Here is a 7,838-nt window from a genome sequence, read left to right on the forward strand (position 1 = left end):
CATCGCCTTTATCGGTTGATCAAACGTGCCGCATCACGGGCAAAGTAGGTGAGCACGCCGTCGGCCCCGGCGCGTTTGAACGCCAGCAGGCTTTCCAGCATCACCGCGTCGTGGTCCAGCCAGCCGTTTTGCGCGGCGGCTTTCAGCATGGCGTATTCGCCGCTCACTTGGTAGGCAAAGGTGGGCACGCGGAACTCGTCTTTGACGCGGCGCACGATGTCCAGGTAGGGCATGCCCGGCTTGACCATCACCATGTCAGCGCCTTCGGCAATGTCCATGGCCACCTCGCGCAGCGCCTCGTCGCTGTTGCCGGGGTCCATCTGGTAGACCTTTTTGTTGCTTTTGCCCAGATTGCCTGACGAGCCGACCGCATCACGGAACGGACCGTAAAACGCGCTGGCGTATTTGGCGCTGTAGGCCATGATGCGGGTGTGGACGAAGTGGTTGGCTTCCAGCGCCTGGCGGATGGCGCCAATGCGCCCGTCCATCATGTCGCTGGGGGCGACGATGTCAGCGCCGGCACCGGCTTGGGTGAGGGCCTGTTTGACCAGAATCTCGACCGTGGCATCGTTCATGATGTAGCCGTCTTCGCCCGGGGTCGGGTCGGGCAGGCCGTCCTGGCCGTGGCTGGTGAACGGGTCTAGCGCCACGTCGCACATGATGCCGAGTTCGGGGAATTCCTTTTTGAGCGCTTGCACCACGCGTGGCACCAGGCCGTCAGGGTTCAGGGCTTCGCGGCCGTCGTGGGTTTTGAGCGACTGGTCAATCACCGGGAAAAGGGCCATCACCGGGATGCCCAGCTTGACGCAGTCTTCAGCCACCGGCAGCAGCAGGTCCAGGCTCAGGCGCTCCACACCGGGCATCGACAGCACCGCCTGGCGCTGCTGGGTGCCGTCGACCACAAACACGGGGTAGATCAAATCGCTGGCGGTGACGAGGTTTTCGCGGACCAGGTTGCGGGTGAAGCTGTCGCGGCGCAGACGGCGTGGGCGGCCTTGGGGGTAGGGTGCGTAGGGGGTCATGGGTGGTTTTCCTTTGCAATATTTTCTCGTCGTATTGAGAATATTTTGAAATTGACTTGAATCAGGTAAATAATTTTGTTAAATTACGCCCCGGACAGTTTACTGTCCCCCGCTTTTCCTCCCTGAGCGGGGCCTTGATGTGTGACAGCAAATAGGCTTACCACCCCAGCCCTCGTGCTGGGGTTTTTTTTTGTCTGTCGTTTTTTCGCCCTAAACTGACCGAATGACCCCGATTTTTTTCATGTGATCGCCCGATGCCGATGCACAAAACCTCGGCATGGCCGCTGGCGCTGGTTTACGCAGGCCTGATCGTCTATGCCAGTCTGTACCCGTTTGTGGGGTGGCGCGACCAGGGCATGGCGCCCATGTTGTTCCTGACGGCACCCTGGCCCAAATATTGGACCGGTTTTGATGTGGTGTCCAACGTGCTGGGCTACATGCCGGTCGGGTTTTTCCTGACCTTGGGGGCACTGCGCACCGGCCACATGCGCTGGGCGGTTTGGGTGGCGGTGCCGGTCGCCGCGCTGCTGTCGCTGGCCATGGAAACCCTGCAGATTTACCTGCCATCGCGCGTGCCGTCCAACCTGGATTGGGTACTGAACATTCTGGGTGCTGCGCTGGGTGCGCTGTCGGCCTGGGGTTTGGAAAAGCTTGGGGTTTTGCAGCGCTGGAGCCGTTTTCGCGCCAGTTGGTTTGTGCACGATGCGCGCGGGGCGTTGGTGCTGCTGGCGTTGTGGCCGCTGGCGCTGTTGTTTCCGACCACGGTGCCTTGGGGGCTGGGGCAGGTGATGGAGCGGCTCGAAGGCGGGCTGGCAGTTTTGCTGGCTGACAGCCCGTTTCTTGAGTGGCTGCCGGTGCGTGACATCGAATTGCAGCCGCCGCTACCGGTGGCAGAGTGGTTGTGTGTGGTGCTGGGCTTGCTGATTCCGGGCTTGCTGGGCTACTGCGTCATTCTCCATGGCGGCAAGCGGCTGTGGTTTTTGTTGTGGATGGCTGTGTTGGGTGTGGGTGTGACCAGTTTGAGTGCCGCGCTCAGTTTTGGGCCTGAGCATGCCTGGATCTGGCTGCGAGCTCCGGTGCGTGGGGCGGCGGTGGTCGCGCTGGTGGTACTGGCGTTGCTGCTGTGGTTGCCACCACGTGCCGCGGCGACCCTGGCGGTGCTGGCCTTGGGTGTGTACTTGAGCCTGATCAACCAGACCCCGATCGATCCGTATTTTGAGCAGACGCTGTTTTTATGGGAGCAAGGGCGGTTCATCCGGTTTCACGGATTGGCGCAGTGGCTGGGCTGGTTGTGGCCCTTTGCCGCACTGTTCTATGTGCTGAGCAGGGTGTGGGGAAAAGAGTCGCGCAACTAAAATCATTGGATGACCCATTCAACACTTCCAGTCTCAGGCTCCAGTCCGCCCGCGCCCGCGGCCGGTTACTTTCAACGGCACATTTTTTTCTGCATCAACGAGCGACCCAACGGCGAATCCTGTTGCGCCCAGCATGGCGCACTGGCCGCGTTCGACCACTGCAAGGCGCAAGTCAAGGCCGCCGGGCTGGCCGGGCCGGGGCAGGTGCGGGTGAACAAAGCGGGTTGCCTGGACCGCTGCGCTGCCGGGCCGGTGGCCGTGGTGTACCCCGAAGGTGTCTGGTACAGCTACCTGGACAACAGCGACATCGATGAGATCGTCGAATCGCACCTCAAAAACGGCCAGGTGGTGCAGCGCCTGCTGACGCCGCCGCACCTGGGTCGTTAACTTATCCCCGGCGTTTCGTGCGTCAGCCCTCGTCGTCAGAGGACGGGTCGCTACCCTGACAACAGCCATTCATTTTTCAAACAGCCTGTTGGCTGACATCACCCATTTTTTTATGAAACAGTTTTTTGCCATGCTGGCTGCCTGCGTTGTCTTGAGCGCAGCAGCCCAAACCCCGCAAGCCCCCGAGATTGCCGCGCGCTCTTACCTGCTGATGGATGTCACAGCCAATCAGATCCTGGCGCAAAAAGACATTGATACCCCGGTCGAGCCTGCGTCACTGACCAAGCTGATGACCGCCTATCTGGTGTTTGATGCGCTGCGCAACAAGAAAATTGACCTTCAACAGACGCTGCCGGTGAGCGAGCGCGCCTGGCGGATGCCCGGCTCGCGCATGTTCATCGATCCCAAAATGCAGGTGCCGGTGGAAGACCTGATCAAAGGCATGATCGTGCAAAGCGGCAACGATGCCACCATGGCACTGGCTGAAGGTGTGGGTGGCACGGTCGAGCGTTTTGTCGAGATGATGAACGCGCAGGCCAAGGTGCTGGGCATGAACTCCACCGGCTACAAAAACCCCGAGGGCCTCACCGAAGCGGGTCACACCACCACCGCGCGCGATCTGAGCGTGCTGGCCACGCGGTTGATGCGCGACTTCCCGGACTATGTTCACTATTACGCCATCAAGAACTATCGCTACCCGGGCACGCCCGCGGCCAATGGCAACAACCGCAATGCGCTGCTGTTTCGCGATCCGACGGTGGACGGCCTGAAAACCGGGCACACCGATGCGGCGGGCTACTGCCTGATTGCCACGGCGCATCGTGACGTGGCCGGGCTGGGTAGCCGCCGCCTGCTGTCGGTGATGTTGGGTGCGGCCAGCGAAAACGCCCGCGCCAACGAGTCGCAGAAACTCCTGAACTGGGGTTACACCGCTTTTGAGGCGGTCAAACTGTTTGATGCCAATCAGCCGGTCGTGACGCCTGCCGTCTGGAAAGGCGCATCCAACACGGTGGCGCTGGGCCAACCCCGGCCCATCGTGGTGGTCGTGCCTGCAGGGACACGCAGCAAACTCACCACCGAAGTGGCGCGCCCCGAGCCGTTGGTGGCGCCCTTGACCAAGTGGCAGCCCATCGGCACGCTCAAGGTCAGCAGCGAAGGCAAGTTGGTGGCCGAGGTGCCCCTGCTGGTGCTGCAGGACGTCGAAGAGGCCGGGATCATCGGGCGTGCCTGGGATGCCTTGCGGCTGTGGATCAAGTAAATCCGGTTGCAGCGTACCGGGTGACCTGCTATAGTTGCGGGCTTTTCGGAATTTCCGAAGGGATTCACGTTTTTGTTTTTTCCAAGTTTTAAGCGTTTAGGGACGTTTAGTTTTTAGGAGGCGCAATGCCAACCATCAATCAGTTGATCCGTCAAGGGCGCTCGGTCGAAGTGATCAAGTCGAAGAGCCCGGCGATGGAAAATTCTCCACAACGCCGCGGTGTTTGCACCCGCGTTTACACCACCACTCCCAAGAAGCCCAACTCGGCTTTGCGTAAAGTTGCCAAAGTGCGCTTGACCAATGGGTTTGAGGTGATTTCTTACATCGGCGGTGAAGGCCACAACCTGCAGGAACACAGCGTGGTGCTGGTTCGTGGCGGTCGTGTCAAGGACTTGCCCGGTGTGCGTTACCACATCGTGCGTGGCTCGCTTGACTTGCAAGGCGTGAAAGACCGCAAGCAGTCGCGTTCCAAATACGGTGCAAAACGTCCTAAGGCTAAATAAGCTTTTGGGTTGTTTGTTTAGTAGGTGTTTGTTGCTGCGTGGCGCAGCTGGCAAACGTAGTGACCCAAAATTCGGGTCGAGTAAGTGAGAGTCTTATTTGTTAACTCTCGCGGTGCTGTCATAGGCGCCAACTGAAGCAATAGAGGTGAAAAAATGCCACGTCGTCGCGAAGTCCCTAAACGTGAAATTCTGCCGGATCCTAAATTCGGCAATGTCGAGCTGTCCAAATTCATGAACGTGATCATGGAAGGCGGCAAAAAAGCGGTTGCTGAGCGCATCATTTATGGCGCGTTGGAGCAAATCGCCAAGAAGCACCCCGATAAAGACGCTCTCGAAGCCTTTACCGTGGCCATCAACAATGTCAAGCCGCTGGTTGAAGTGAAGTCTCGCCGCGTCGGTGGTGCCAACTACCAGGTGCCGGTTGAAGTGCGTCCGGTTCGTCGCTTGGCTTTGTCCATGCGCTGGATTAAGGAAGCTGCTCGCAAGCGTGGTGAAAAATCCATGGCCCTGCGTCTGGCTAACGAGTTGCTGGAAGCCACCGAAGGCCGTGGTGGTGCTATGAAAAAGCGTGACGAAGTTCACCGCATGGCTGAAGCCAACAAGGCTTTCTCTCACTTCCGCTTCTAAACAGCGGCTACTGCGCGGTTTTCAGCTTTTGTTGCAGTCTCCTGTTGTGCGTTTGCGCGATTGGGCGGGTTGCTTAGTTTGAATGCCGCTCACTGCGCCGCTGAGGTCAAAAGCCTTCAGCGGCGTAGTAGTTTGAAAATATAGATCAACCAAGGATCCATCATGGCTCGCCATACCCCCATTGAGCGCTATCGCAACATCGGCATTTCGGCTCACATTGACGCTGGTAAAACCACCACCACCGAGCGTATTCTTTTTTACACCGGCGTGAACCACAAGATTGGTGAAGTGCACGATGGTGCGGCCACCATGGACTGGATGGAGCAAGAGCAGGAGCGTGGTATCACCATCACCTCGGCCGCGACCACCTGTTTCTGGAAAGGTATGGAAGCCAACTTCCCTGAACACCGCATCAACATCATTGACACCCCCGGACACGTTGACTTCACGATTGAAGTTGAGCGTTCCATGCGCGTGCTGGATGGTGCTTGCATGGTGTACTGCGCTGTGGGTGGTGTTCAGCCTCAGTCTGAAACCGTGTGGCGTCAAGCCAACAAATACAAGGTGCCACGTCTGGCCTTTGTGAACAAGATGGACCGCACGGGTGCCAACTTCTTCAAGGTGGTTGACCAGATGAAACTGCGTCTGAAGGCCAACCCGGTGCCGATCGTGATTCCGATTGGCGCTGAAGAGAACTTCACTGGCGTGATTGATCTTCGCAAGATGAAGGCCATCATTTGGGACGAAGCCTCGCAGGGCATGAAGTTCACGTTTGAAGAAATTCCGGCAAATCTGCTCGGCTTGGCGCAAGAGTGGCGCGAAAAGATGGTTGAAGCTGCGGCCGAAGCCAACGAAGAGTTGATGAACAAATACCTTGAAGAAGGTGATTTGACTGAAGCAGAAATCACTTTCGGTCTGCGCACCCGCGCCATCGCCTGTGAAATCCAGCCGATGTTGTGCGGTACCGCGTTCAAAAACAAGGGTGTGCAGCGCATGCTGGATGCGGTGATTGAGCTGATGCCGTCGCCGCTGGATGTGCCGCCTGTGCCAGGTTTTGATGAGGAAGAAAAAGAAACCACCCGCAAGGCAGACGATAAAGAAAAATTCTCCGCCTTGGCGTTCAAGCTGATGACCGATCCGTTTGTCGGCCAGCTCACGTTTGTGCGCGTGTATTCTGGTGTGCTGACCAAAGGGGACACGGTTTACAACCCGGTTCGTGGCAAAAAAGAGCGTATTGGCCGGATCGTGCAAATGCACGCCAACAAGCGCGAAGAAGTGAGCGAAATTGTCGCTGGCGACATCGCAGCCTGTATCGGTCTGAAAGACGTGACCACCGGTGAAACGTTGTGTGATCCCAATGCCATCATCATGCTGGAGCGTATGGTGTTCCCCGAGCCTGTGATCACACAGGCTGTGGAACCCAAAACCAAGGCTGACCAGGAAAAAATGGGTATTGCGCTGCAGCGTTTGGCCCAGGAAGACCCGTCTTTCCGCGTCAAGACCGACGAAGAGTCAGGCCAGACCCTGATCGGCGGTATGGGTGAGCTGCACCTCGAAATCATTGTGGATCGTATGAAGCGCGAGTTTGGTGTTGAAGCCAACGTGGGCAAACCTCAGGTGGCCTACCGCGAAACCATTCGCAAGACCATCGAAGATGCTGAAGGCAAGTTCGTGCGTCAGTCGGGCGGTAAGGGTCAATACGGCCACGTGGTGCTCAAGATTGAACCTAACGAAGCTGGCAAAGGCATCGAGTTTGTGGATGCGATCAAGGGCGGTGTGGTGCCACGTGAATACATCCCGGCCGTGGAAAAAGGCATCCATGAAGCCGTCACACAAGGCGTGCTGGCCGGCTACCCCGTGGTTGACGTCAAGGTGACGCTGCACTTTGGCTCCTACCACGATGTGGACTCGAACGAACTGGCCTTCAAGATGGCCGCCATCTTTGGTTTCAAAGAAGGTTGCCGCAAAGCGGGTCCGGTCATTCTTGAGCCGATGATGTCGGTGGAAGTGGAAACCCCTGAAGATTACGCCGGTAACGTGATGGGCGATTTGTCGTCACGCCGCGGCATGGTTCAAGGCATGGAAGACATGGTCGGTGGTGGCAAGGCCATCAAGGCTGAAGTGCCGCTGTCTGAAATGTTTGGTTACTCCACCACCCTGCGCTCCATGTCGCAAGGTCGTGCCACCTACACGATGGAATTCAAGCACTACACGGAAGCCCCGCGTAACGTCTCTGAAGCCATCATGGCAGCAAGGGCTAAGTAATTACCAGGGGTCAGACCAAGATTTGCGAAGCCAATTTGCTCTGACCCCTCTGGATAGAATTTTGCGGGCCAGCCCACTAGCGTTGCAATGTGCGCTGTCCCCAACCGATCAAGAACTGTCTGCGATGTCGCACCCCGAGCTGCCCGTGGCAAGGGACCCCGTGACGACATGCAAACATTAAACCAATCCACGGGCATAGCTCTTTTAAGGAACTGAAAAATGGCAAAAGAAAAATTCACACGTACCAAGCCCCACGTCAACGTGGGCACCATCGGTCACGTTGACCACGGCAAAACCACCCTGACCGCAGCCATCACCACCGTGCTGGCAGCCAAGTTTGGTGGCCAGGCCAAAGCCTACGACCAAATCGACGCAGCCCCCGAAGAAAAAGCCCGTGGCATCACCATCAACACCGCCCACG

At 57.9% G+C, this 7,838-nt stretch carries 8 protein-coding genes; 7 read left to right on the plus strand and 1 reads right to left on the minus strand.

All coding sequences use genetic code 11. The features are described 5' to 3' along the window. Positions 1–8: 8 nt before the first annotated feature. Positions 9–1,022: a porphobilinogen synthase gene (hemB, locus tag LHU53_RS04550; RefSeq protein WP_227330899.1), complete on the minus strand. Its 1,014-nt coding sequence runs from the start codon at positions 1,020–1,022 to the stop codon at positions 9–11. A gap of 260 nt (positions 1,023–1,282) precedes the next feature. Here hemB and LHU53_RS04555 point away from each other — a divergent pair, with 260 nt between their 5' ends. From LHU53_RS04555 to LHU53_RS04585, 7 genes are all read left to right on the plus strand, one after another. Beyond that, positions 1,283–2,377, plus strand: coding sequence for a VanZ family protein (locus LHU53_RS04555; protein ID WP_227330910.1), 1,095 nt, complete (start codon positions 1,283–1,285; stop codon positions 2,375–2,377). Between the two features lie 9 nt (positions 2,378–2,386). Then, positions 2,387–2,764, plus strand: coding sequence for a ferredoxin (locus LHU53_RS04560; protein ID WP_227330900.1), 378 nt, complete (start codon positions 2,387–2,389; stop codon positions 2,762–2,764). 112 nt (positions 2,765–2,876) lie between these two features. Further along, a complete protein-coding gene (locus LHU53_RS04565; protein WP_227330901.1) occupies positions 2,877–4,022 on the plus strand; it encodes a D-alanyl-D-alanine carboxypeptidase family protein in 1,146 nt (381 codons plus the stop codon). A 125-nt stretch (positions 4,023–4,147) separates the two neighbouring features. Further along, on the plus strand, positions 4,148–4,525 hold the full coding sequence (gene rpsL, locus LHU53_RS04570) for a 30S ribosomal protein S12 (RefSeq protein ID WP_182728014.1): 378 nt from the start codon (positions 4,148–4,150) through the stop codon (positions 4,523–4,525). A 153-nt stretch (positions 4,526–4,678) separates the two neighbouring features. Then, positions 4,679–5,152 (plus strand): 30S ribosomal protein S7, encoded by a 474-nt coding sequence (rpsG, locus tag LHU53_RS04575; protein WP_075585502.1) that lies wholly within the window; start codon positions 4,679–4,681, stop codon positions 5,150–5,152. A gap of 162 nt (positions 5,153–5,314) precedes the next feature. Further along, positions 5,315–7,417: an elongation factor G gene (fusA, locus tag LHU53_RS04580; RefSeq protein ID WP_227330902.1), complete on the plus strand. Its 2,103-nt coding sequence runs from the start codon at positions 5,315–5,317 to the stop codon at positions 7,415–7,417. Between the two features lie 219 nt (positions 7,418–7,636). Further along, on the plus strand, positions 7,637–7,838 hold a 202-nt coding region (locus LHU53_RS04585), incomplete at its 3' end, for a GTP-binding protein (RefSeq protein WP_255631905.1).

The organism is Rhodoferax sp. U2-2l, from assembly GCF_020594515.1.
In the GTDB taxonomy this organism is placed as follows: domain Bacteria; phylum Pseudomonadota; class Gammaproteobacteria; order Burkholderiales; family Burkholderiaceae_C; genus Rhodoferax.